The 23,550-nt window shown below is 48.9% G+C and carries 20 protein-coding genes and 1 pseudogene; 11 read left to right on the forward strand and 10 right to left on the reverse strand.

Annotated elements, in window-relative coordinates; all coding sequences use genetic code 11:
• Window positions 1–13: 13 nt before the first annotated feature.
• Window positions 14–750: pseudogene (locus EH228_RS03870) on the reverse strand (tyrosine-type recombinase/integrase); the annotation flags it as partial.
• A 407-nt stretch (window positions 751–1,157) separates the two neighbouring features.
• On the opposite strand from EH228_RS03870, the gene EH228_RS03875 reads away from it, so the two are divergent.
• Window positions 1,158–1,904, forward strand: coding sequence for a carbonic anhydrase (locus EH228_RS03875; protein ID WP_152320355.1), 747 nt, complete (start codon window positions 1,158–1,160; stop codon window positions 1,902–1,904).
• 339 nt (window positions 1,905–2,243) lie between these two features.
• Here EH228_RS03875 and EH228_RS03880 read toward each other — a convergent pair whose 3' ends face one another.
• Window positions 2,244–3,098, reverse strand: coding sequence for a prohibitin family protein (locus tag EH228_RS03880; RefSeq protein WP_152320356.1), 855 nt, complete (start codon window positions 3,096–3,098; stop codon window positions 2,244–2,246).
• A 305-nt stretch (window positions 3,099–3,403) separates the two neighbouring features.
• Between EH228_RS03880 and EH228_RS03885 the strand changes: the two genes are divergently transcribed.
• The 6 genes from EH228_RS03885 (at window position 3,404) to EH228_RS20125 (ending at window position 9,654) form a co-directional block, all read left to right on the forward strand.
• On the forward strand, window positions 3,404–4,012 hold the full coding sequence (locus tag EH228_RS03885) for a hypothetical protein (protein ID WP_152320357.1): 609 nt from the start codon (window positions 3,404–3,406) through the stop codon (window positions 4,010–4,012).
• 593 nt (window positions 4,013–4,605) lie between these two features.
• Window positions 4,606–5,037 carry a MarR family winged helix-turn-helix transcriptional regulator gene (locus EH228_RS03890; protein ID WP_152320358.1) on the forward strand — a complete coding sequence of 144 codons (432 nt, stop codon included), beginning with the start codon at window positions 4,606–4,608 and terminating at the stop codon, window positions 5,035–5,037.
• Between the two features lies 1 nt (window position 5,038).
• Window positions 5,039–6,736, forward strand: coding sequence for an MFS transporter (locus tag EH228_RS03895; RefSeq protein ID WP_152320359.1), 1,698 nt, complete (start codon window positions 5,039–5,041; stop codon window positions 6,734–6,736).
• Window positions 6,736–7,830 (forward strand): HlyD family secretion protein, encoded by a 1,095-nt coding sequence (locus EH228_RS03900; protein WP_152320360.1) that lies wholly within the window; start codon window positions 6,736–6,738, stop codon window positions 7,828–7,830. Before EH228_RS03895 ends, EH228_RS03900 begins: the two co-directional genes overlap by 1 nt.
• On the forward strand, window positions 7,830–9,209 hold the full coding sequence (locus EH228_RS03905) for an efflux transporter outer membrane subunit (RefSeq protein ID WP_152320361.1): 1,380 nt from the start codon (window positions 7,830–7,832) through the stop codon (window positions 9,207–9,209). The genes EH228_RS03900 and EH228_RS03905 overlap by 1 nt, the downstream gene beginning before the upstream one ends.
• A gap of 277 nt (window positions 9,210–9,486) precedes the next feature.
• Window positions 9,487–9,654, forward strand: a complete 168-nt coding sequence (locus EH228_RS20125; protein ID WP_193323258.1) for a hypothetical protein — start codon at window positions 9,487–9,489, stop codon at window positions 9,652–9,654.
• Between the two features lie 110 nt (window positions 9,655–9,764).
• On the opposite strand, the gene mdoC is transcribed toward EH228_RS20125, so the two are convergent.
• The gene (gene mdoC / locus EH228_RS03910) at window positions 9,765–10,889 is read right to left on the reverse strand and encodes a glucans biosynthesis protein MdoC (RefSeq protein WP_152320362.1); all 1,125 of its coding nucleotides are present in this window, start codon (window positions 10,887–10,889) and stop codon (window positions 9,765–9,767) included.
• Between the two features lie 268 nt (window positions 10,890–11,157).
• Here mdoC and EH228_RS03915 point away from each other — a divergent pair, with 268 nt between their 5' ends.
• The 3 genes from EH228_RS03915 to EH228_RS03925 all read left to right on the forward strand — a co-directional run bounded on the left by EH228_RS03915 (window position 11,158) and on the right by EH228_RS03925 (window position 15,645).
• On the forward strand, window positions 11,158–12,696 hold the full coding sequence (locus EH228_RS03915; protein ID WP_193323264.1) for a glucan biosynthesis protein G: 1,539 nt from the start codon (window positions 11,158–11,160) through the stop codon (window positions 12,694–12,696).
• On the forward strand, window positions 12,689–15,250 hold the full coding sequence (mdoH, locus tag EH228_RS03920; protein ID WP_152320363.1) for a glucans biosynthesis glucosyltransferase MdoH: 2,562 nt from the start codon (window positions 12,689–12,691) through the stop codon (window positions 15,248–15,250). Before EH228_RS03915 ends, mdoH begins: the two co-directional genes overlap by 8 nt.
• A 152-nt stretch (window positions 15,251–15,402) precedes the next feature.
• Window positions 15,403–15,645, forward strand: a complete 243-nt coding sequence (locus EH228_RS03925) for a YceK/YidQ family lipoprotein (protein WP_152320364.1) — start codon at window positions 15,403–15,405, stop codon at window positions 15,643–15,645.
• 6 nt (window positions 15,646–15,651) lie between these two features.
• Here EH228_RS03925 and EH228_RS03930 read toward each other — a convergent pair whose 3' ends face one another.
• The 4 genes from EH228_RS03930 to EH228_RS03945 all read right to left on the reverse strand — a co-directional run bounded on the left by EH228_RS03930 (window position 15,652) and on the right by EH228_RS03945 (window position 19,972).
• Window positions 15,652–16,050, reverse strand: coding sequence for a MysB family protein (locus tag EH228_RS03930; protein WP_152320365.1), 399 nt, complete (start codon window positions 16,048–16,050; stop codon window positions 15,652–15,654).
• A gap of 297 nt (window positions 16,051–16,347) precedes the next feature.
• Window positions 16,348–17,586, reverse strand: coding sequence for a multidrug efflux MFS transporter MdtG (gene mdtG, locus EH228_RS03935; RefSeq protein ID WP_152320366.1), 1,239 nt, complete (start codon window positions 17,584–17,586; stop codon window positions 16,348–16,350).
• Between the two features lie 207 nt (window positions 17,587–17,793).
• On the reverse strand, window positions 17,794–18,714 hold the full coding sequence (locus EH228_RS03940) for a Kdo(2)-lipid IV(A) acyltransferase (RefSeq protein ID WP_152320367.1): 921 nt from the start codon (window positions 18,712–18,714) through the stop codon (window positions 17,794–17,796).
• A gap of 154 nt (window positions 18,715–18,868) precedes the next feature.
• Window positions 18,869–19,972 carry an NADH:flavin oxidoreductase/NADH oxidase gene (locus EH228_RS03945; protein WP_152320368.1) on the reverse strand — a complete coding sequence of 368 codons (1,104 nt, stop codon included), beginning with the start codon at window positions 19,970–19,972 and terminating at the stop codon, window positions 18,869–18,871.
• Window positions 19,973–20,083: 111 nt separating this feature from the next.
• Between EH228_RS03945 and trhO the strand changes: the two genes are divergently transcribed.
• Window positions 20,084–21,136, forward strand: a complete 1,053-nt coding sequence (trhO, locus tag EH228_RS03950; protein ID WP_152320369.1) for an oxygen-dependent tRNA uridine(34) hydroxylase TrhO — start codon at window positions 20,084–20,086, stop codon at window positions 21,134–21,136.
• A 121-nt stretch (window positions 21,137–21,257) separates the two neighbouring features.
• On the opposite strand, the gene solA is transcribed toward trhO, so the two are convergent.
• From solA to dinI, 3 genes are all read right to left on the reverse strand, one after another.
• Window positions 21,258–22,370 carry an N-methyl-L-tryptophan oxidase gene (gene solA, locus EH228_RS03955; RefSeq protein WP_152320370.1) on the reverse strand — a complete coding sequence of 371 codons (1,113 nt, stop codon included), beginning with the start codon at window positions 22,368–22,370 and terminating at the stop codon, window positions 21,258–21,260.
• 106 nt (window positions 22,371–22,476) lie between these two features.
• The gene (bssS, locus tag EH228_RS03960) at window positions 22,477–22,731 is read right to left on the reverse strand and encodes a biofilm formation regulator BssS (RefSeq protein ID WP_152320371.1); all 255 of its coding nucleotides are present in this window, start codon (window positions 22,729–22,731) and stop codon (window positions 22,477–22,479) included.
• A 506-nt stretch (window positions 22,732–23,237) separates the two neighbouring features.
• Window positions 23,238–23,483, reverse strand: coding sequence for a DNA damage-inducible protein I (dinI, locus tag EH228_RS03965; RefSeq protein WP_152320372.1), 246 nt, complete (start codon window positions 23,481–23,483; stop codon window positions 23,238–23,240).
• Between the last annotated feature and the right edge of the window lie 67 nt (window positions 23,484–23,550).

Consider the following 23,550-nt stretch of genomic DNA (forward strand, 5'->3'; position numbering starts at 1 on the left):
TATTCTTTCCCTGTTACTGACCTCCTGGCACTGGAACAACACTAATTTTTCTGTTGTAGACGGGCCGTCTGCTCCATGTTTTTATGACCTGAAATCGCCTGCTTTTCATACAGATTACCGGACAGGTCAGAAATCCCTTTAGCTTTCAGATCGTGGAAAGTAAAGTTAAAATCCAGCTCAGGAAATTTCGCCTTTGCTTCCTGTTTTGTTTTCATCCAGCGACTGTTAAACCCGTCCCGCGTATATATCGATCCGCTTTCCTGGTGAATCACGTAAATGCTACTCATGCCCTTTTTGAGTGGAAGTGCGGCTGCTTGCTGTATGGTTTTTTCCAGCCGTGGAGTCCAGGCTTTTATCTGTGCAACACTCGTTTTACTCTTCTTGATCAGTATCCCTTCCTCCATGAACTGGCTTTTCTTCATTTCCAGTACGTCAGCCTGTCGGGTGCAGCAGAGATAAGCCAGTTCCATTGCAATTTGCACAACGGGCGGCGCTATGCTGTAAAGTGCCTGATACTCAGCATTAGTAATATAACGATCCCTCGCTACCTCTCTGAATTGTTTCACGCCCTTTGTGGGATTTCCCCTGACCATTCCTCGTTTCATATCCCCAGCGGAAAACACGCGACATAGAGGCTTTCTCTCTGTTCGCCTGGGTGCGACTTTTTAATCCGCGTTTATCCATGTACTTACGGACGTGCTCAGGCTTGATGCTGTCAGCCGGCATTTTGGCAAAGACAGAGAGAACCTTTTGTGCCACTACACAGTGGGTGATTTGTGATTTTTAGCGAGTGAGCAGATCGTACCATTCGGACTGAGTTCCCTTCAGGCTATCTGCCAGTCAACACGCTTATTTAATCCTCACTGAGGTGAACGGCGGCTACACCCAGAGAACGTTGAAAATCAGCATACGGCCAGAGGTAGGGGCATAAAGCAGGAACTTCGCGGCGGATGAGATAAACTCTTGCAATTCGCGAAGAAATCACTTTATTGCTAATATCATTATCACTTGTGACCGTCCAGGAGGATACCAACCCTGTCCCTCTGCGATATCTGTCGGTAAATCTGTAGTAACCCGCTGTTGTTTAGGAATGATTAGTCTTTATCAGAGTATCTTTGATCGTGAATAAAAATCACACATCTGAAAGAGAGGTTTTCATGAAAAATGACTTTCCCCAGCCATCTGCAAGACGACAGGTGTTGAAACAAGCTATGGCCGTTTCAGCTCTTACGTTGACGGGTATTGCCGGGTTATCTGTTCCGACAGTCTCTTTTGCGGCGTCTTTGTCCAAAGAAGAACGTGATAAAATGACGCCTGATGATGTTATTGAGCGCTTTAAACAAGGTAATTTGCGCTTCAGAGAGAATCGACCAGTTAAGCATGACTATATCGAACAAAAGCGTAGCAGTGCCTCCGGCCAGTTTCCGGCGGCTGTTATTTTGGGGTGTATAGACTCCCGAGCACCGGCAGAAATAATCCTTGATGCGGGTATTGGGGAAACGTTTAATTCACGAGTAGCCGGTAACATCAGCAATAACGACATGCTTGGAAGCATGGAGTTTGCATGTGCAGTTGCTGGCGCGAAACTGGTTCTTGTAATGGGGCACACGGCTTGCGGAGCGGTAAAAGGCGCTATTGATAATGCGGAACTGGGGAATCTCACCGGACTGCTTGATAAAATAAAACCGGCAATTGAAAAAACAGAATACTCAGGAGAACGTAAGGGAAGTAATTACGATTTTGTTGATGCCGTTGCCCGAACAAATGTGGAACTCACTGTCAAGGATATTCGAAGTAACAGCCCTGTACTGAAAGATCTTGAAGATAAAGGTAAAATTAAAATTGTTGGTAGTATGTATCACCTTGTTGGTGGAAAAGTCGATTTTTTTGAGGTTCCGAAATAATCGGTGATGATCACAAGATAGTAGTCATCTCTGGTGGGGTCAAACTGCCTGTTTTTCTCGCACCGGCTTCAATATTGTCGAGACAGCAGGCAGTTATTTTTTTGGCTCTCGATGTCAGGGCCACTTAGAGCCTGATTATAGTGGCGGACTTATCACCGTGACTGTGGCGGTCTGTTTCAAAACCTGAATCTCATTAAAAGCCGGGTCTGTCGGAGAGGGAAAATATGCAGACTTTACCGGCTGGAGAGGGTTTGAGCAGGATCTCAGCATGATATTGTTGATGGTCAGGATAACCCAACAACGAATAACATGGAGACGACTCGTTAGTTGAACCTTGTATTATTTGGTGGAGATAAAAGGAACGCTGCCGCCAGGTATCATGGTTTTCGGTAATTTTCCATCCCATTGTTCAGCGGTGGTCAGGCGGATAAGTTCGGGATTTTTTCTCAGTGCCTCACCTCTAAGACGGATAACTTCAGCCTCTGCCGCGCCCTTTAACTTAATTGAATTAGCTTCTGCTTTTGCAGCAACCAGTTGGCTATCCGCTTGTGCTTGTGCTTGTGTTACAGCAATTTGTGCTTCAATTTTCGCAGTTTCCAGATTTTGTTTATGTGTGGCAATAGCCACTTCTGCTTTCATCCTGTCCTCAATCGAATTTTCATAGTCAGCGGAAAAACTGATGTTTTCAATCTGAAAACTGTCGATGACTACCGGGCCTGTAATGATGGTACCCAAGGCTTCTTGAACATCCTGAACCATTTTTTGTCGATTTTGTACTGCACTGATTGCGGTATATTGACCAAAAACAATTTCAACCTGAGCGGGAATTTTCCTGGCAATTAATCGCTCTTTCATGCCATCCAGCGTCAGATAGGAAGTATAAAGACGCCTGATCTCCGATGAAGGAACGTGGAAATTCACCGATACCGAGATTGTTGCGGGTTGCTGATCCCGACTGTAAGACTGAATCTTTTCAAAGACCATGGTATGTTTCTGAATCGAGATTTTTTCGATTTTTTCGATGAAAGGGATTTTAAACCCAAGACCCGGTTCGGTAGTTTTTACAAACTTACCATAACGTAACAATACCCCTCGTTCTCCTTCATCAATGGTATAACATGAACATAAGATAAGAATGAGTACGATGAATGATAATGCCGGGATTATAATTTTTTTTTGGTTTCTGTTTAACATGAAAAAACTCCATTTTTCATCATAATGGACAGCGTTTGTCATAAATTAAAGTATATACAGAGTAAACAGTTTAGTTCAATTAAATGCTATTACCTCTCCAGTTATTCATTGTAAATGAAGATTTCTGCTTGAACTTATCTGACGTTCGATTTGCGGAATCATTGGGTTAAATGTTGTTTGTTTTTTCCTGAAATATCAGCATTGGAATATTATAAATTGTCTTGACTCATTACATTGTTAAGATTTAATTTTAGCATCTAAAATGCCAACCAGAATGTATTGGCTTTAATATACGGAGTTAAAAAATGAACAAGACCACTGGATATACCATTGTCGGTTCGGCAATAATCCTTGGTTTATCTTTGATTTATGCTGCTATGGTAGAGCAGGGGTTGGTTTTGCAACCTGCTGGATCTCTCCAGAAAGGGCAGGTTATTACAACGCCTTCTGGTCATGTTAATCTGGGGGTGGTTTATTCTGAAAATAAGATGGTTGATGTTGTCCTGAGTATAAAAACAAAATCTGGCGATGTTGTTGATTTGTTATCGTTAACAGGAATAAATCCTTATGATTATGAGTCATTAATAATAAGTTCATTGAAAGAAAGTATAGCCAGTGATAAACCCGGATATAAGGTGTTGTATGATATGAACGGTTCGATCGACAATGTAACATTGGCCACTGATGGAACATTAATTGTGAGGACGTATATAAAATATGCATCAGAATATCAGCCAGATTATAATTTTTACATTGCAACAAGAAAATATAATGTTCCTGCTGGTGAATATGTAAAGGAATTTACCTTAAAAAAAGTTAATAGATTGGTCACTAACAGTAAGAAGTATTACAATAAGAATCTGCTGTTGGATGGTGATTATGATTATAAAAAGAGTGGAGAAACAATAAATTGATATTGTTAATATGAACAATACACTAAAAGATCCAGGCGGTATGATAATAAAATAATATTTTTATCAATCCAATGTGGGTCTTATCAGGAGAAAACCCGCCAGGTTTCATCTCCCTATATGGGGAAGACATCCCCGGTTTTTTGTTATTACAGATACAGATTGTTTTTTTATTGTAATCGGATAGTAAGTGAACGATGGATGTCCCTGGTGACTCGGCTAAACAGGCCATTTTATGGCGGAAATACATGTAAAAATAAGTCAATTCAGCTGGATGGATTTATTTTGTTAATGCTGGTGCCTCTGGGTTCAAAAAATTTTTATCTTTTGACACAAAATCTGGCTATCGTCAGCAGCGGAAGGATGCTCAGGTTTCGTGTGATAAACAAAATGACGCAACTCTTCTAATGCCGGGAAGTACCCGAAGGGGGGTGTGAAAGGTTTTAACCAAACTTCATTTTCCTGGTCCAAAAAAAGAGTGGTTTTTATTTTTTTTTTGCTTTTCAGCCCGAGTTCCCTCTTCCTGACGACTATCATCCATGATTATAATTGCGGTATGATTTTAGTTAGATCTCTAATTATCAGGTTTCTATACTTTGAATTCCCAGGAACTTAATTTTTCTCGTTTACTCCAGCTGACGGCGCATGCGTGGCGGCAGGCGATTGATCGCCGAATGAAAGATAGTGGCCTCAGTGTGAGCAGTTGGCTGGCAGTCGCCACCATTGCACTTCAGGATGCGCCAATGAACCAGAAAGAGCTGGCGCAGTTATTGGGGCTGGAAGATGCCAGCGTGGTGCCATTGATTGACAGACTGGTCAGGCTGCAACTGGTTGAACGCGTGCAGCCAAAAGAAGATCGCCGCAAGCGCCTTTTGTATGTTACGCCTCAGGGCAAGGCGCTTTACCTCAAACTTAAAGTTGAGGCGGATACCCTGCGTAATGAACTTCTGGCTGATATTGACCGCGACGAGCTGGCGATAGCCCAGCGTGTGCTGCAGAGGCTGTTGCAAGCCATTGAGGCGAAATAACGTGCCAGATAACCGCCCCGATCCTTTTGCTCCGCGTGAATGGGCCCCTGGTGAAAAGCCGACGCTCCCAGGTTCGCCCTCAACACCGTTGCATCCCACTCATAAACGTATTGCTTTTGGCATTATTGGTTTGCTGATTTCTATTACTGGCGCCCTGAGTAACGCGTTGGTCACTGCCAACCTGAGCAATTTGCAGGGGGTTTTCGGTGCTTACAGTAACGAAATTGCCTGGCTTCCTGCAGTCTATGTGATGGGCAATATCTCCATTAACTTGCTATTGGTAAAATTCCGTCAGCAGTTTGGTTTACGTGTCTTCACCGAAGCCTTCCTTGTTTTGTACGTTATTGTCTCGTTTTTCCATCTGCTGGTGAATGACCTCAGTTCAGCTATTGTCGTGCGAGCCGCTCACGGGATGGTGGCGGCAGCGCTGAGCTCGCTGGGGATTTATTATCAGATTCAGGCGTGGCCGGCGAAACACCGGATGAAGGCAATGGCCATCGGTCTGGGGGCTTCGCAGTTGGCGATCCCGCTGGCTCGCCTGTTCTCCACCGGGCTGCTGCAACTGAATGAGTGGCGTGGGTTGTATATATTCGAACTGGGGCTGGCGATGATTTGCCTTGGTGCGGTGCTGATATTGAAGCTACCGCCAGGAGAGCGGATCAACGTTTTCGAGAAAAAAGATTTCCTCACTTTTATGTTGATGGCACCGGGTATGGCGTTGTTCTGTGGGGTGCTGTCGCTGGGCCGTGTCGAATGGTGGACCAGTACGCCGTGGTTGGGCATTTGTCTGGCCATTGGTCTGGTTCTGGTCATTGCAGCGGTAGTACTGGAGCACAACCGTAGCAACCCGTTGATCAATACTCGCTGGTTACGGACCGGCTCAATTCTCCGGCTGGGCATTGTCATGATCATGTTGCGTGTCACGTTGGCTGAGCAAAACACTGGCGCGATTGGTTATCTGCAACAGGTTGGGCTACTGAATGATCAGATGCAGGAACTGGCTTTGGCGATACTTGCAGGGGTGATCGCCGGGATAATTACCAGTGCGCTGACCATTAATGTGAAGCATCTTAGTTGGCCGATTGTTGTGTCGCTGATACTGATTATGATCGCGTCATTAATGGATGCGCAGTCCAGTCCGCTGACTCGTGCTAACAACATGTATTTCAGTCAGTTTTTATTGGGTTTCAGCAGCGCATTCTTTATCGCTCCAGCTTTGTTACTGAATATTGGCAGTGTGGTGACTCAGCCAAAAAACCTGGTCAGCCTGGTGGTGTTGTTCGGGATGAGCCAGAACCTTGGTGGGCTGATGGGGTCGGCGCTATTGGGAACCTTCCAGACCTGGCGCGAAAAATATCACTCCAGCTTACTGGGCGACCAGCTTACCTATCTTAATACCCATGTCACCGACCGGCTGACTCAGTACTCAAATTTATTCAATAGCTATGTTGGGGACAGTGTGTTGCGCAGTGCGCAGAGTACGGTGCAGTTGCAGACTGTGGCGACGCAGCAGGCGAATGTGCTGGCCTATAACGACACTTATCTTCTCACCGCCGGTATGGCGTTTGTCACACTTATCTGGGTGCTCTGGCGTTTGTCTCGTCAACGTTATCTCAACTGGCAGCAAGCGAAGCGTGACGCTGAGGCAGCGCAACGGGCAATGCAACAATCTACAACGTCGATTAGTACGGGGAAATAATGAGTCAGCAGGAACAGAATCAGTTCGCTGAACGCGAAAGAAACAACCGGTTGCGGATTTTATCGATCGCCTTTGGGGCAGGGATTGCGGTCGTCGGCGTATTGGTTATCCTTTATGCTTGGCAGTTGCCGCCATTCACCAGCCAGATCCAGTCGACGGAAAATGCCTATGTGCGCGGTCAGGTGACCTTCATCAGCCCGCAAGTCAATGGCTATATCACCGCGGTCAACGTGCTGGATTTTCAGCCGGTACATCAGGGAGATGTACTGATGACCATTGATGACCGTATTTATAAACAACGCGTGCATCAGGCACAGGCGCAGTTGGCGATGAAGAAAGCCGCGCTGGAGAATAATATTCAGCAGCGCCGTAGCGCCCAGGCGGTGATTGAGCGTAACCAGGCTGCGCTGGCGAATGCCAAAGCCCAGGCGGTAAAGAGCGGTCTGGACTTAAAGCGAGTGGAGGATTTGACGTCTGATGGTTCACTCTCTGTTCGTGAGCGAGATGCGTCGCGTGCCAGCAATAGTCAAACCATCGCCGATGTACAGCAGGCTAAAGCCACACTGGAGGTTTCCCGCCAGGATCTGCAGAGCGTCATTGTTAACCAGGACTCGTTGGAAGCGGATGTCGCCAGTGCCGAAGCCGCACTGGAGCTGGCGCAGATTGACCTGGATAACACCCGGATAATCGCGCCACGAGACGGTCAACTGGGGCAGATTGCGGTACGGCAGGGGGCATATGTCACCGCCGGTACCCGCCTGACGTCGCTGGTTCCGCAACAGATGTGGGTAGTGGCGAATATGAAAGAAACCCAGATGGCCCGCATCAGAGAGGGGTTGCCGGTTAACTTTACGGTTGATGCCCTCAATGGCGAACGTTTTCAGGGCGTGGTGGAGTATATATCGCCCGCGGCCGGTTCTGAATTCAGTGTTATTTCTCCGGACAATGCTACCGGTAACTTTGTGAAAATTGCCCAACGGATCCCGGTAAGAATTAAAATTACCAGTGATAACGTCGCTCATCTGCGCCCCGGTATGTCAGTTGAAGTGAATATTGATACGACTGCAAAACCGGAAAACAGGGAGACGAAGTAATGCACTGGAGGATTTCACTGCTGGTTGTGACGCTGGCGGCAACCTTGTCAGGCTGTGCCACCAATGTGGAAAAAGCCCCGACATCATTGCCTGTTCCACCGCAGTGGCGTAACCAGGTCGGGCCATCTTCCCCCGTTGAAGCAGCATGGTGGCGGGCTTTCGGTGATGAAAACTTGAACCGGCTGGTGGAACAGGCATTACGTAATAACCTCGATATCCTGACGGCACGCGCGCGAGTCGATCAGTATCGTGCTCAGCTACGTGCCGATCAGGGTGATAATTTCCCGACGCTTGATGCCGGGGTCGCGGCATCACATGCCAGATCATTATCTGCCGTTACGGGCCAGCCTTATGAATATGCAGTGTTTCAGGGCCAGTTGCAGGCCAGCTACAATGTTGATCTATGGGGGGCGCGTAGTAGCAGTATCAATGCGGCAAAGGCTTCACTGGAGGCCGTCAAGGCCGCTTCATCTGCTGCGGAGCTGACAGTTGCCAGCTCAGTGGCCTCGGGATATATGACATTGCTTTCTCTGGATGAGCAGTTGCGTGTCACACAGGCCACGCTGGCCACACGAGAGAATTCGCTTAATCTCGCCCAGCGGCAGTATACCACTGGGTATACCTCGAAACTGGAATGGGTACAGTCACAGTCGGAGTACCAGACGACCAAAGCACAGATTCCCGTTTTGCAGCATCAGATTGCTCAGCAGGAGAACGCTCTGAGTATTCTGGTTGGTATGAATCCGAGAGAGATAGCCCGATCAAGTCGTTTTGAATACGTCGTGCCGCAGCATTTGCCGTCGGTGTTGCCGTCAGAGCTGTTGCAGCGTCGTCCTGATATTGTGCAGGCCGAGCGGTTGCTGTTAGCAGCTGATGAGACGCTGGCTTCATCACGCGCCAAACTGCTCCCCTCCCTGAACCTGACGGCGACGGGGACTATGCAGAGTTCGGTCCTGCATCAGTTGGTGGATAACCCTTTCCGTTTGTGGAGCATTGGTGGCAGTGTATTAGCCCCGATCTTCAACCGGGAGGCGCTCACGGCACAGGTTGATATGTCGATGGCTTCACGTAATCAGGCGTTGTACAGCTATGAAAAAGTGGTGCGGAATGCCTTCAGTGAAGTGAATGACGACCTGGATGCGATAGCACGTTATAAAGAACAACTGGTAGAGCTGCAAAAACAGCAGCAAGTGGTCAGCGAAGCGTTACGTATTGCCCGCAATCGTTATCAGAATGGCTATGCATCCTATCTGGATGAGCTGGATGCTCAACGCACCTTGTTCAGCACTCAATTGAGTGTTGTCCAGGTGAAGAACAACCTGCTACTGGCGCAGATCGATCTTTATCGTGCCCTGGGGGGAGGCTGGAACCCGCAGTAGTTTTTCTGTTCGCAGTAGCGGAGAGATGCCGCTACTGCCGCTGAGGACAGGGTGTCTGACTCGCACTAATAATGATGGACATCATGACCGATACCCGCCACGAGCCACCTGAAACAAAAGCGGCATACTCGTTGTTGAATGATGCTCACAGGCTGTCGCGGTGCTTGCAGTCATCCCTGTTACTCTTATAATTTCTGAGCTGATCATTACTTTATTGATGATGTAACGCGTTTTCCGCGTATTTCACGGTAATGAGCTTAATGGAGAATGGCCCCGTATGGATATGAGAGAAGATCGGCTGTTGGCCCTGGTGGGCTTGTTGATTGCCGGACTGATCACTGTGGTGGTGTTATTTACGTTAACCTGGCTGTCCGATGTTCGTCGGATTCCAGCTCAACCCAGTAGCCAGCAAACCTGCTTACCCGAGAATTATCACCCTTCATGACGTGTGTTTTCAGTCTGATTTGCTGACTGAGAATCTCCAGTGCGAGCGTTCATAAGACGAAACGGCCCCGTTGTGGAAGGGGCTGTCTCGTCTTTCTGTCTGACTAATTTTTAACGCTGTGGTTTGCCAGAAAACAGAAAGCGCAGTAATGGGACCCGCAGGTGGAATTCATAGAGAATAAATGCGATGCCGAAGACGAACACCAATCCCGTCAGGAAGCCCAGCGTGTTATTACTGATTTCCGGCACAAAGAAAATACCGTACAGGATGGTCAGCGGATGATGCACCAGATAAATAAACAATGAGGCATTCACCAGATAAGTCACCCGCGGGGAGTGGGAGTTGAGCAGGCGGTGCCCTAATGAGAACGCCACATTGACCATCCACAACCCCATCATCATTGATACGACGGCATCAATTTCATAGAGCCAGCCGTCGCCCCTGTTGTAAGTCTGGTTAGCGACATAAGCGACAAAGGCCAGAGCAGAACCGATAAACGTCCAGGGAACCGGCTTCACGAACAGTCCTTTAATCGCCGGGTATTTCCACGCCATGGCGCCGAGGATAAAAAATGGCAGGTAAAACAATGACTGCATTACACCATAATTAAACAGGCCATTACCCAATAGCTGAGGCGCAACAATAAACAACAGACGACGAACTGTCCCCCAGGCAAGACTGCAGAGCAGAATGGCAATACTGAGCCTGGTCCAGTTCAGGTCAGAATATTCTGTTTTTGCTGTTTTACTCTCTCGCAACCATTTGAACATCCAGACCCCGGCAAGGGTGAGTACGATCAGAACCAGTAAAAACCACAGATGTGAAATTAAATCCCAGGTCAGCGCATTGAATTTGTCATAAAGCGACAGGCTACTCCAGTTACCTATTTTGGTGGTCCAGGCCTTAATCAGAAAAAACTGAGGCAGTGTTAGCAAGGGAATGGCGGCGAGCATCGGGATACCGATCCGCTCCAGACGCACTTTCACCCAGTGTTGACGGCTGTAGCGCAAGAACAACATGTAGGAAAAATAACCGGAGATAACGAAGAAAACCTGCATGCGAAACGCATGGATAAAGTCGTTTAAAAGTGTCAGCCATTCAGAAGGAACCGGGCTGTTCACCGACCATGATTGAGTTGAATAAATCAGTGAGACGTGAAATGGAACGCCTAAAAGCATCAGATAGGCCCTGATTGAATCAAAAAAATACTCTCTTTGCTGTGTTTTTTTAGTCATATTCATCCAATATTCAAAATGTTGCAGCGTTAACTCGCCTGGAATACGCTAAAGTTTAACACTTACTGTAGTGCAGAAATCACCGGTATACTATCAGGTGAATCTGTATCCGCTAAGCGCTTGAGAACAGGGCGCTAAAAGCGAGCAACAGAAGGAACTATCATGTTGTTGCGCTGTCGGAAAGCTGAATTATCCATTAAGATGGATGGGATTGTTTGAGCACCCGAAAGGGGGGGATGTGCTGATTAAAATGAATAATAAGTCAAAACTGATGAAATTACGCTGGCTTGGCGTAACAGTTTTGTTGTCAATGTATGCCAGCTCAAGCTGGGCTTTCGGCATTGATGACGTTGCAAAACAAGCTAAAATTTTAGCCGGGAAAGGGTATGAAGTGCCGAAAAGCAATTTACCCTCTCAATTGCGCGATATGAAATATGCTGACTATCAACAGATTCAGTTCAATCGAGATAAAGCCTGGTGGAGCAAGCTGAAGACCCCATTCAAGCTGGAGTTCTACCATCAGGGCATGTACTTCGATATGCCGGTGAAAATTAACGAAGTCACCGCATCAACGGTCCGGGAGATTAAATACTCACCGGACTATTTTAATTTCGGTAATGTAAAGCACGATGCTGAAACGGTAAAAAAACTTGGTTTTGCCGGATTTAAAGTGCTGTATCCGCTGAACAGTAAACATAAGAAAGACGATGAAATTGCCAGTTTTCTCGGTGCCAGCTACTTCCGTGTGATTGGTGCCGGGCAGGTGTATGGCCTTTCTGCTCGCGGCCTGGCCATCGACACAGCGTTGCCGTCCGGTGAAGAGTTCCCTCGCTTTAAAGAGTTCTGGATCGAACGACCAAAACCAGCGGACAGGCATCTGGTTATCTATGCGTTGCTGGATTCGCCCCGTGCGACCGGCGCCTATCGCTTCCTGATAACTCCGGGTAAAGAGTCCACTGTGGACGTGCAGGCGAAGGTTTATCTACGTGATAAAGTTGGCAAGTTGGGCGTTGCTCCGCTGACCAGTATGTTCCTGTTTGGTGCGAACCAGCCTTCGCCGCAGATTAATTACCGTCCGGCGCTGCATGACTCCAATGGCCTGTCGATTCATACCGGTAGCGGTGAATGGATTTGGCGTCCGCTGAACAATCCGAAACGTCTGGCGGTCAGCACCTTCACTGTTGAGAATCCGAAAGGCTTTGGCTTACTGCAGCGGGGACGTGATTTTGCCCAGTACCAGGATTTGGATGATCGTTACGATCTGCGACCAAGTGGCTGGGTTGAACCACTGGGCGACTGGGGTAAAGGTCACGTAGAACTGGTTGAGATCCCGACAGCGGATGAAACCAACGACAATATCGTTGCCTTCTGGACACCAGAAAAACTTCCTGCTCCGGGCCAGGAAATGAATGTTAAATATCGTCTGCACTTCACCCGTGACGAAAGTCAACTGCATTCGCCGGAAATGGCTTTCGTGAAAGATACGCTGCGTTCAACGGGCGACGTGAAACAGTCCAATCTGGTTCGCCAGCCTGACGGCACGGTAGCTTTCATTGTTGACTTTACCGGCCAGGAAATGAGCAAGCTGCCGGAAAATACGCCAGTAACACCACAAGTCAGTATCGGCAACAACGGTGAACTGGTGGAAAACAGCGTGCGTTACAACCCGGTCACCAAAGGCTGGCGTCTGATTATCCGTCTGCGCGTAAAAGATGCCAAACAGCCAACCGAAATGCGTGCGGCGTTGGTTAATGGTGATAAGACACTGACAGAAACCTGGAGCTATCAGTTGCCTGCCAATGAATAAGTCTACTGCTATACCCACTGAATATATCGATGCGTTGCCTCTTGCAGCTGCGCGGAAAGAGGCATTGCTTGAAACGCTGTCTGCACAACCTGCTGACGCCTTCAGCCAACTGCATCAGACCCTGGGCGAAGATGGCCCCGTTGAGGCTCGTCCTGACGATGTAGCGTTGAAGTCAGTAAAATCACGTATCGAGATGACATGGCCAGACTCTGTGGGGAAAGGCGAACAGTTTGATAAAGATAAACTGGATCGCACCACATTGAAGGCGATGCCTCCTCATTCCCGTTCATCCATGTATCCGGAAGCCTGGCGCACCAATCCCCTGGGGAGAGCCTGGGATTCTCTGCGTGGTCGTCAGTCTAAGCCTCGTTACCGCAATGCTGAAGAGCAGCATGTGGAAGAGAAGTGGCGTAATGTTGGCTCCATTCGTCGCTATATTCTGCTGATCCTGACAATTGCGCAGACGGTGGTGGCGACCTGGTATATGAAAACCATTCTGCCTTACCAGGGCTGGGCGTTAATCGACCCGATGGAAATGCTCGATCAGAATTGGCAGTTGTCGGTTTTGCAGATCCTGCCTTACGTACTGCAGACGGGAATATTATTCCTGTTTGCGGTGCTGTTCTGTTGGGTCTCTGCCGGTTTCTGGACTGCGCTGATGGGGTTCCTGCAATTACTGATAGGTAAAGATAAGTACAGTATCTCCTATGGACTGAAGGGGGATGAACCGATCAATCCGGCGCACCGTACTGCGCTGATTATGCCTATCTGTAACGAAGATGTGGAACGCGTTTTCGCTGGTTTGCGGGCGACGTGGGAGTCGGTGGTCAGAACAGGTGAACAACAGCATTTTGATGTTTATATCCTGAGCGACAGTTACAACCCCGATATCGCGATGGCGGAACAGAAAGCCTGGATGGAGCTGGTGCGTGATGTTGGTGGGGAAGGGCGAATTTTTTATCGTCGCCGCCGCCGCCGCGTGAAGCGTAAAAGCGGTAATATCGATGACTTCTGCCGCCGTTGGGGCAGCCAGTATAGCTATATGGTGGTGCTGGATGCAGACAGCGTGATGAGTGGCGAGTGTCTGACGGGGCTGGTGCGAATGATGGAAGCCAACCCGAACGCCGGTATTATCCAGTCTTCACCAAAAGCTTCGGGGATGGATACGCTCTATGCACGTTGCCAGCAGTTCGCCACCCGCGTTTATGGCCCGTTGTTTACCGCTGGTTTGCACTTTTGGCAGTTGGGTGAATCTCATTACTGGGGACACAACGCTATTATCCGTGTGAAGCCGTTTATCGAACATTGCGCACTGGCGCCGCTGCCGGGTGCCGGATCATTCGCTGGTTCGATTCTGTCGCATGATTTTGTGGAAGCGGCGTTGATGCGCCGTGCCGGTTGGGGCGTGTGGATCGCCTATGATTTACCGGGTTCCTATGAGGAATTGCCGCCAAACCTGCTGGATGAACTGAAGCGTGACCGCCGCTGGTGCCACGGTAACCTGATGAATTTTCGTCTGTTCCTGGTAAAAGGCATGCACCCGGTTCATCGCGCGGTGTTCCTGACCGGCGTTATGTCCTATTTGTCGGCGCCGTTATGGTTTATGTTCCTTGCATTGTCTACGGCGTTGCAGGTGGTGCATACACTGATGGAACCGCAGTACTTCCTGCAGCCGCGACAGTTGTTCCCGGTATGGCCGCAATGGCGTCCTGAACTGGCTATTGCATTGTTCTCCACCACGATGGTGCTGCTGTTCCTGCCCAAATTGCTCAGTATTATTCTGATTTGGTTCAAGGGCGCTAAGCCATATGGCGGAGTGGTGCGTGTGACCGTATCTCTGTTCCTTGAGATGTTGTTCTCCGTGCTGTTGGCGCCGGTGCGCATGCTGTTCCATACCGTGTTTGTGGTCAGCGCGTTCCTCGGCTGGGAAGTGGTGTGGAATTCACCACAGCGTGATGATGATGCGACGCCATGGAGCGAGGCATTTAAACGCCATGGTTCGCAAATGGCGCTGGGTATTGTCTGGGCTGCGGGTATGGGATGGCTTGATCTGAACTTCCTGTGGTGGCTGGCGCCAATTGTTTTCTCGTTGATCCTGTCTCCTTTCGTGTCGGTTTATTCCAGCCGGTCGACAGCAGGCATTGCCTCGAAACACGCTAAGCTGTTCCTGATCCCGGAAGAGTCTGACCCACCGCAAGAACTGTTGGATACCGACAACTATCTGGAGCTGAACCGCTCAAGAGCGCTGGAAGATGGCTTTATGCATGCCTTGTTCCACCCGTCGTTTAATGCGCTCGCCAGCGCGATGGCGACCTCACGCCATCTGCGCAGTGAAGTACTGGAGTTTGCCCGTGAGCGTCAGGTTGACCAGGCGCTGAGTGAATCCCCTGCTAAACTGGATCGCGATCGTCGTTTGGCGTTGCTCAGTGACCCGGTGATACTGTCGCGGATACACTACCGTTTATGGCAGCATACTGATAAGTATCACGACTGGTTCGAGAGCTATCGGTCACTGAAGATTAACCCAGAGGCGATTCAGACTGTGAAGCCTTAATTAACTCAGGACGCTAAAAAACCGGGCATGATGTCCCGGTTTTTTTATTGCTGCAATCCATCATTTTACAGATATTTTGCGTTTTAGCCGCAACCTGGCGCAAACTATTACTGTATGATAACGCGCTTTTTATTCAGTTTAATGGTTAACAGATGATGGCAACAATAACGCGAGGACTGCTGCTGGGGTTTTGTATGATGGTCCTGAGTGGCTGTGGTAGCATCATCAGTCGCACGGTGCCGGGACAAGGGCATGGCAACCAGTTTTATCCTGGCGTGCAGTGGGATATTCGTGACACGCCCTGGCGTTTTTTGACCATTATCGACCTGCCGTTGTCGCTGGTGGTGGATACACTGCTGCTGCCGGTCGATGCGCATCACGGTCCTTATGAATAAAGGGCATCAGAGGTAGTTATCCGCGTCGGGATTGTCATCTTCCCACTCTTCTTCCGCCGCTTCGTTTTCTTCCATGTCGGCTGGTGGTTCCAACTGGAATTCGCCCTCATCCCATTCATACAGGGTATTTTCTGGTAGCCATTCCTGACGCAACTCAACCTCGTCGAAATCACCGTCAAAGATGGCCTGCGCTGCTTCACCGCTACGCAATGACAGGCATTCGCCTTCCTCTCCTTCATCGGCAAAAAACTCTGCCTGCCACAGGGTGTCGCCATCCTGCATGATATATTTTTGCAGGTTAAACTGATTCACTGACGCTTCATCTTCTTCCATTTCCGGATTTGCAGCCAGGAATTCTTCCCGTGCGGCGTCTATCGCCTCTTCCAGCGTTATATACATTGACATGGTATTATCCCCTTATCCTGTCGTTGCTGATAAAGTAAAAATAGATACGAGAAAAGATATAGATGCAATTGATTATTCTGTCAAAAATTGTTTAAAAGCAATATGTTATTGCTATATCTGACATGATGGTGCCAGGATGATCCGGCAATGTGATGTTATTCGTTTATGGTTAACAGAATACCGATTTCCAGATGGATCAGATTAGACCGGCAGTAGACAAAGGACGCTTGCCACGTTGTTGAAATATAAACAGTTCATACTCAGCCAGTCGCGGGCTGATATCAACGTAATGCCATTCTACTTATCATCCAGTTCTTCCCGATACGCGTGACGATTGCGCAGACTCAGCCATGAATAGAGCGCATTAAACGCCACCACGCTGGCGGTTACCACAAATACCGCGCGGTATCCCCAGTGTGCTGATACCAGCGCCCCGATCAGTGGGCCGGTCACATTGCCAATATCACGAAAAGACTGATTATAGCTGAAGACCCGACCTGCAACCTGGTTGCTGGCATTATAGATAAGCAATGTTTGCACCGCGGGCAGTAGTGCACCATCAGCGGCACCCAGCAGGAAACGCAGGATCCCCAACTGTAGCGGGTTTTGTACCAACGACATTGGCAGTAACAACAAGACTGAGACTAGCAACATGGCGATCAGAATTCGCTCAGGACCGATACGATCGCCGAGCTTGCCCAGTCGGGGGGCGCTGATTAGGGCGGCCACACCGGGAACTGAAGCGATCAGCCCACTGACAAAGGCAAGATTCTGAATATCACCGGCGAGATCCCTGACGTACAGTGTCAGGATCGGGGCAATTGACCCGGTAGCCACCTGAATAATCAGTGTGGTCACAAACAGTGAAAGCACCAATTTGGGTTTTTTCAGCGAGGTGAACACCTGGCGAGCATGCAACATGTCCTTTTTTTTCACGGGCATAAATTGTTCACGAATGGCCAGCAAGGTCATGATAAAACAGACGAACAGCACCGTGGCCGTAATAAAAAACACGGGTCGCAGGCCAAAGTTGTCGGCGAGAATCCCGCCGATCAACGGACCAATCAGGGCGCCGCTTACTGCGCCAGTCGAGAGCCAGCCTAAGGCCCAGCCGCTTTTATTTCGTGGTACCTGAGTGGCAATCAGGGCATTGGCATTTGGTACAAAGCCCCCTAACAGGCCGAGTAGCGCACGTAGCACCAGAAACTGCCAGATCGAGTTTGCCATCCCCATTAACAGCATGACGATCGACATCCCCAACGCCGAACGCAGTAGCATAATTTTTCTGCCTTTACGGTCCGCCAGTCCCCCCCAAAAGGGTGAAGCGATTGCCGAGAACAGGAAAGTGATACTGAACACCAGCCCAGACCACAGATTAAGCGATTCAGGATGGGTTACGCCAAGCAATTCAACATACAGCGGTAGAAAGGGCATCACCAGACTAAAAGCGACGCCGGTAAGAAAACAGCCGCACCAGGCGACAAAGAGATTTTTTTGCCAGTTGACAGCGGAGAGTGGAACGTCAGTGGTAGCCATGCGTGCTGAGGGACCCGTAGAGTAAGACTTATTATTAGCAGGCTAATTATGCGCTTTAAATAACCAACATAACAACAAGGTAGGCAGAAAAAACAGGAGAGTGAAGAGGCGTTGATGCCAGAGTGGAAAAGAGCGGGAGCCAGTGAAAGCGTAGATACAGCCGGTATTGAGAATGGTGGCGGAAGACAGGGCTGCCCGCCACGGGTATTAATAGAGTGACGGTTCACCCTCTGGGCGACTTTTGAAACGACGATGCAGCCACATATACTGTTCTGGTGCCATCAGTACACCATGCTCAATGATTTTATTCATTCTGGCAGCGGTAGCGGCCTCGTCATCCAGTGGAATGGCCTGTTCTTCAGGCAGGATAACCATCTCATAGCCTTTACCGTGCGGCAGACGACGCGGTACGAAAGGGATCACCGCCGGTTGACCGCTGCGGATCAGCAGGTAGCTGCCTTTGGTTGACGCGGCTTTCTCAACCGCGAAGAAGGGGACAAACACACTACTTTTCGGACCATAGTCATGGTCTGGCGCGTACCAGATGATGTCGCCATTTTTAAGGGCGCGGATCATGCCTTTTAAATCTTTACGATCCAGCATGCTTTTATTGGAACGCATCCGGCCCCTGGTCTGTAACCAGTCCAACAGGGGATTATCATTTGGGCGATAAACGCCAATGCCTGGATTATGGATACCGAATATTCGTGCGCCCAACTCCAGGGTCAGAAAGTGTATGCCGATTAACAGCACCCCTTTACCATCCTGATGAGCTTTAGCGATATGTTCCAGACCACTGACATGGAACCATTTAATAATACGCCAGTCTGGCCAGAACCAGGCCATACCCGTTTCGATCAATCCCATGCCGACAGATTCAAAATTTCGTACCACCATGGCTTCGCGCTCGGCATCCGGCATATCTGGAAAGCAGAGTTCCAGATTGCGCCGGGCCACGTCGACACGACTTTTAAGGAAACGCATCGACAGACGGCCCAGACTGCATCCCAGATGGTACAGCACAGGATAAGGCAGTAGAACAAGCAGATACAGCAAGCCAATACCCAACCAGGTAAACCAATAACGGGGATGCAACAATGCTCTAGAAAATTGAGGCAACTGAGTCATAAGTTTCCAGATCGTAAAAAAGGGGCACGACTATGGTGCCCGTGATTTATTATTTATAGCCCATTGTGCCATTTTTTAGCGACAAACTGAAATATTACGCTGTCTTTAGGCGCGTTTATACCCGCATCTTTCAAGCTATGGGGTACGTTACTCGTCAGCCTTTCTTCGGTGTGAAAAGGCCCTTTACTGCGGATGGTTCGCTGCGCCAGTATTGTTCCGGGGCATGTACCGTTGCGCCCAGATTTGCCGCCGCATGCCATGGCCAGCGTGGATTGTAGAGCATTCCTCGTGCCAGCGCGACCAGGTCTGCCTGCTGTTCTGTCAGTATTGCTTCAGCCTGTTCCGGTTCGGTTATCAGGCCAACGGCGATAACGGGGATCGTGACCGCTTTTTTAATCTCAGCCGCAAAAGGCACCTGATAGCCTGGTCCCACACTGATTTTCTGTTGTGGCGACAGGCCGCCGCTGGAGACGTGAATGTAAGCGCAACCTGCTTCAGCCAGCGTTTTGCTTAACGCGACCGACTGTTCAAGATCCCAGCCGCCCGCCACCCAATCCGTTGCTGAAATCCGCACGCCTACCGGCTTATGGGCAGGAAAAACGCGACGTACTTCACGGAAAATGTCCAGCGTCAGGCGTTGCCGGTTCTCCAGCGAACCGCCGTATTCGTCGTCGCGCAGGTTAGATAAAGGTGAGAGGAATTCATGCAACAGGTAGCCATGTGCCGCGTGGATCTCAATCAGGTCGATCCCCAGTCGGTCAGCACGGATCGCGCTGTCGATAAAGGCCTGCTTAATTTCTTCGATTCTCTCTTTGGTCAAAGCAAGGGGGTGACGGTCTGTGTCATTAAAAGGGATAGCTGAAGGCGCTGAGGGTTGCCAGCCACCTTCTTCAGGCTGCAAGAAGCCGCCGCCATGCCAGGGGGCTTCAGTGGAGGCCTTGCGCCCGGCATGTGCCAGTTGAATACCGAGCGGCATCGCCGAATATTTGCGCACGTCCTTGAGTACATCGCCCAGCGCCTGCTCGGTCGTGTCATTCCACAATCCCAAATCTTCTGGTGTGATCCTGCCAGCCGCTTCTACGGCGGTTGCCTCAATGATCAGCAGACCCGCGCCAGAAAGCGCCAGATTGCCCAAATGAATACGATGCCAGGCGGTTGCTTTACCATGATCAGCGGAATATTGGCACATTGGAGCGATCACGATGCGGTTTTCAAGGGGGAGTTTGCCCAGGGTTATCGGGCTGAACAATCGACTCATACAATATCTCCGGTGTTAGTCAAATTGACACGTAACAGGCTAACTATAGGCGTATTCTTCAGGTATGATAGCGCCCGCAAAATTTCTCTTATGAACCCAGGAAAGTACACCATGCCAGTGTTACACAACCTTGTTTCCAATCAAGAGCTGAAAGCGCGGATGTTGGCTGAGACCGAACCGCGTACTACCGTCTCTTTTTACAAGTATTTCACCATCGCTGATCCCCTGGCTTTTCGCGATGTGCTCTATTTGCAACTGACTAAACTGAATGTTTTTGGCCGTATCTATGTCGCTACTGAAGGGATCAATGCGCAAATCAGTGTACCTGCCAGCCGCTATGAAGAGATGAAGGCGATGTTGTATGCCTTCGATCCGGCACTCGACAATCTGCGGATGAATATTGCGCTGGATGATGATGGCAAATCCTTCTGGGTGCTGCGTCTGAAAGTGCGGGAGCGGATTGTGGCTGATGGCATTAACGACGAAACTTTCGACCCCAGCGATGTCGGCGGTTATCTGAAAGCAGACGAAGTGAATGCCATGCTCGACGATCCACATGCGGTATTTGTGGATATGCGTAACCACTATGAGTATGAAGTGGGACATTTTGACAACGCGCTTGAGATCCCGGCAGACACTTTCCGTGAGCAGTTGCCAATGGCCGTTGATATGTTGCAGGAAAACAAAGACAAAAAAATTGTGATGTACTGTACCGGCGGTATTCGCTGTGAAAAAGCCAGTGCCTGGATGCGTCACAATGGCTTTAACAACGTTTATCACATTGAAGGCGGTATCATCGAATACGCACGTCGGGCGCGTGAACAGGGATTACCGGTGCGCTTTAAAGGTAAAAATTTTGTCTTTGATGAGCGAATGGGGGAGCGCATCTCCGATGATGTGATTGCTCAGTGCCATCAGTGCGGTGCGCCTTGTGATACACACGTTAATTGCAAGAATGATGGTTGCCATCTGTTGTTTATTCAGTGCGCTGAGTGCGCAGAAAAATACCATCACTGTTGCAGTCCGGTATGTATGGAGGAATTGGCGCTGCCTCCTGAAGAACAGCGCGCCCGTCGTGCAGGACGCGAGAATGGCAATAAAATTTTCAACAAATCGCGTGGCCTGTTGAATATGACGCTAAAAATTCCAATGCCGGAAAAGTAAGTCATAGGGGTAGGTACTGAGACGCTGCGATTCATTTCGTGAAACATTTGGCGGCAATCAGAAAAAACTTAATTCCGATTTAATCTTAAAGGACGGCTTCATTTGAGCCGTCTTTTTTAATTCAGAAGCGGGAAATGGAAAAGGGCGATAAATCAAATTCTGTTGGTTTTCCCTGAGCAAAGTGAGCGGCGATTTCGCCTAATACCGTAGAAAATTTAAAACCATGTCCACTTAATCCGGTAATTAACAGCCGATCTGGTGACCCCGGAAAGGTATCAATAATAAAATCCTCATCCACTGTATTATCATAAGTGCAGGATTCTCCGTTCAGGCACACGCCAACTCCCGGTAAAAAGTGACGCAAAAATGCGAACAGTTCGCTGCCATCGTCGACCACTGCGCCAAAGGGTTTACGCTGTTCCGGTGAGTTAATCGTTTGCCCGCCATTGTGCTTACCAATTTTTATCGCATTGTTATTTGCCGGGAAGCCGTAAAAATGATTGCCATCTGACATTTCAACCGTGAAAGCTGGAAACTGGTTATTTTCACTATAACGACCATCAGCCTGATGCCATGCAAAAACTTTTCTTACGGGTGTTATTGGTAGTGTCGGAAACAGTGTTTTTACCCATGTGCCGGCACTGAGCAGCAATTTGCGGGCACGGAAGGTGCCCTCTGCCGTATTCACCCGTTGCAACCCATCGTGTTCTTCTATTGATGTTACTGCGCAATTGAACAGTTGCGCACAACCCGCTTGTTTGGCGAGACGAATGAGTTGGCGAATAGCTATTTCGGATTTAAGGTAGCCGGAATCAGGCTCGAAAATACCGACATACCCATCAGGAACAACAAGTTGTGGCCAGCGCTGGGTGATCTCTTCACCACGCAATGCTTCCACTGGCAAGTTATATTCGGCGGCGCTCTGACGTACGTTTTGAATAAATTGGGAGGATTCCGGCGCCAGATTAATGACCCCACAGCGTTGCATAATGCGCTCACCGCACTGTGCTTCCAGTTCATCCCATAGTTGTTGCGCCCGCAGCACCATAGGCACATAACGTGAACCTTCTCCATAAGCGTGGCGGATGAGGCGGGATTCTCCGTGATGACTGCCATGATGATGAGGAGGATGAGCGCGGTCAATCATCAGCACTTTCAGACCCGCTTGTGTGGCGTACCAGCCAGCGGCAGCGCCGATGGAGCCACTGCCCACCACGATTAAGTCATAAATCATCTGCCTCCGACTCCTTTGTTGATCAGGCAATCTGAGCAGGATAGCAAAATGTCGCGGGAATGAAAAAGGCACCCCGGAGGGTGCCTTGCAGGTAACACGTTGGGACTTAGTGCTTTTTGTAATCGCGGTCCTGATATTCTGTTGCTTCGATCTTCGCAATACCCGCTTCGAGGATAGAAATAAACTGCCTGGCGACGTCAGTGGTTAACCAGTATGTTTGGCCAACCTCTGCTTCATCGACCTGTTGCTCGTTTGAGGTGAGCGAATGTAGACGTATCATCATCGCATCGTAACTGTCTACGGTACTAATGTCCCACCCGATGAGGGGATGTGTCTGGATAACATCTTTGTTTCTGTCCATTATAACCCCCTTTATTACTCGTATTAGTGATGACAACGAAGTGATTTATCGAGGTTCAATGCGGTCTTTTTTTCATAGAGCAGGGGAATTATAACAGGATTTTAAATTTGTGCAGAATGAAATTTTTATCGCGGAAAATGAATGTTTAATTGCGGTTTATTTGTATGAAAACTGATATTAACGTCGCAGGAAAAAAACATCAGAAAGAGAGAGGGGGCGCTGATTCAGGTGAATGATTAATCATTCACGGGAGATTTCCAGTACAACAGGACCAGGTTGTTGATCGGCAATCGCCCCCTGTCATTGATAAAATCTTCGATAAAATCTTCTGGTTTATTCAGAGTTTTCTGTATTCACCATCACCTCTTATTCAGTTTTAGCATGTTGCTTAACCATGTGAAACCTGTTTAGCAGAGGAGAATTCAGCGTGTTTCCCGGCGGGAAAAACAAAAAAGCCGGATGGCGAAACCCGGCAAACAACGGAAAAAATAGAAGGGCAGGGGATATCAGTCAGTAATAAACCAGTCGTCCGCGCTTTCCCAGGTTTCCTGAAGAATTTCAGTCACGCGATTTTTAGCTTCATGGTTGCCGCCCATCACTGTCAGGTTGTTGGCACCAGCATAGCGGACAGAAACGCTGTGGGGGGACTCAGGAAACTGTTTATTGATTCGTTTACCCAGTTCCACAGCCAGCGCATCAATGGCGCCAGACGGGAGAACAGTGGTTTTTGCTACAGTGACTTCAACACGCATAAAAGCCTCCGGTTAATTTACTGTAAATATATACAGTAAATTAGTCAGGGGCAATATTTTTCGTGGG

Origin of the sequence: Erwinia endophytica (genome assembly GCF_009295515.1) — a bacterium.
GTDB classification, from domain to species: domain Bacteria; phylum Pseudomonadota; class Gammaproteobacteria; order Enterobacterales; family Enterobacteriaceae; genus Erwinia; species Erwinia endophytica.

Bases quoted from the DNA above. Each gene is read 5' to 3' on its own strand.
- EH228_RS03875 (WP_152320355.1), top strand. From the start codon at position 1,158: ATGAAAAATGACTTTCCCCAGCCATCTGCAAGACGACAGGTGTTGAAA.
- EH228_RS03880 (WP_152320356.1), bottom strand. From the start codon at position 3,098: ATGTTAAACAGAAACCAAAAAAAAATTATAATCCCGGCATTATCATTC.
- EH228_RS03885 (WP_152320357.1), top strand. From the start codon at position 3,404: ATGAACAAGACCACTGGATATACCATTGTCGGTTCGGCAATAATCCTT.
- EH228_RS03900 (WP_152320360.1), top strand. From the start codon at position 6,736: ATGAGTCAGCAGGAACAGAATCAGTTCGCTGAACGCGAAAGAAACAAC.
- EH228_RS03905 (WP_152320361.1), top strand. From the start codon at position 7,830: ATGCACTGGAGGATTTCACTGCTGGTTGTGACGCTGGCGGCAACCTTG.
- EH228_RS20125 (WP_193323258.1), top strand. From the start codon at position 9,487: ATGGATATGAGAGAAGATCGGCTGTTGGCCCTGGTGGGCTTGTTGATT.
- mdoC (WP_152320362.1), bottom strand. From the start codon at position 10,889: ATGACTAAAAAAACACAGCAAAGAGAGTATTTTTTTGATTCAATCAGG.
- mdoH (WP_152320363.1), top strand. From the start codon at position 12,689: ATGAATAAGTCTACTGCTATACCCACTGAATATATCGATGCGTTGCCT.
- EH228_RS03925 (WP_152320364.1), top strand. From the start codon at position 15,403: ATGATGGCAACAATAACGCGAGGACTGCTGCTGGGGTTTTGTATGATG.
- EH228_RS03930 (WP_152320365.1), bottom strand. From the start codon at position 16,050: ATGTCAATGTATATAACGCTGGAAGAGGCGATAGACGCCGCACGGGAA.
- mdtG (WP_152320366.1), bottom strand. From the start codon at position 17,586: ATGGCTACCACTGACGTTCCACTCTCCGCTGTCAACTGGCAAAAAAAT.
- EH228_RS03940 (WP_152320367.1), bottom strand. From the start codon at position 18,714: ATGACTCAGTTGCCTCAATTTTCTAGAGCATTGTTGCATCCCCGTTAT.
- EH228_RS03945 (WP_152320368.1), bottom strand. From the start codon at position 19,972: ATGAGTCGATTGTTCAGCCCGATAACCCTGGGCAAACTCCCCCTTGAA.
- trhO (WP_152320369.1), top strand. From the start codon at position 20,084: ATGCCAGTGTTACACAACCTTGTTTCCAATCAAGAGCTGAAAGCGCGG.
- solA (WP_152320370.1), bottom strand. From the start codon at position 22,370: ATGATTTATGACTTAATCGTGGTGGGCAGTGGCTCCATCGGCGCTGCC.
- bssS (WP_152320371.1), bottom strand. From the start codon at position 22,731: ATGGACAGAAACAAAGATGTTATCCAGACACATCCCCTCATCGGGTGG.
- dinI (WP_152320372.1), bottom strand. From the start codon at position 23,483: ATGCGTGTTGAAGTCACTGTAGCAAAAACCACTGTTCTCCCGTCTGGC.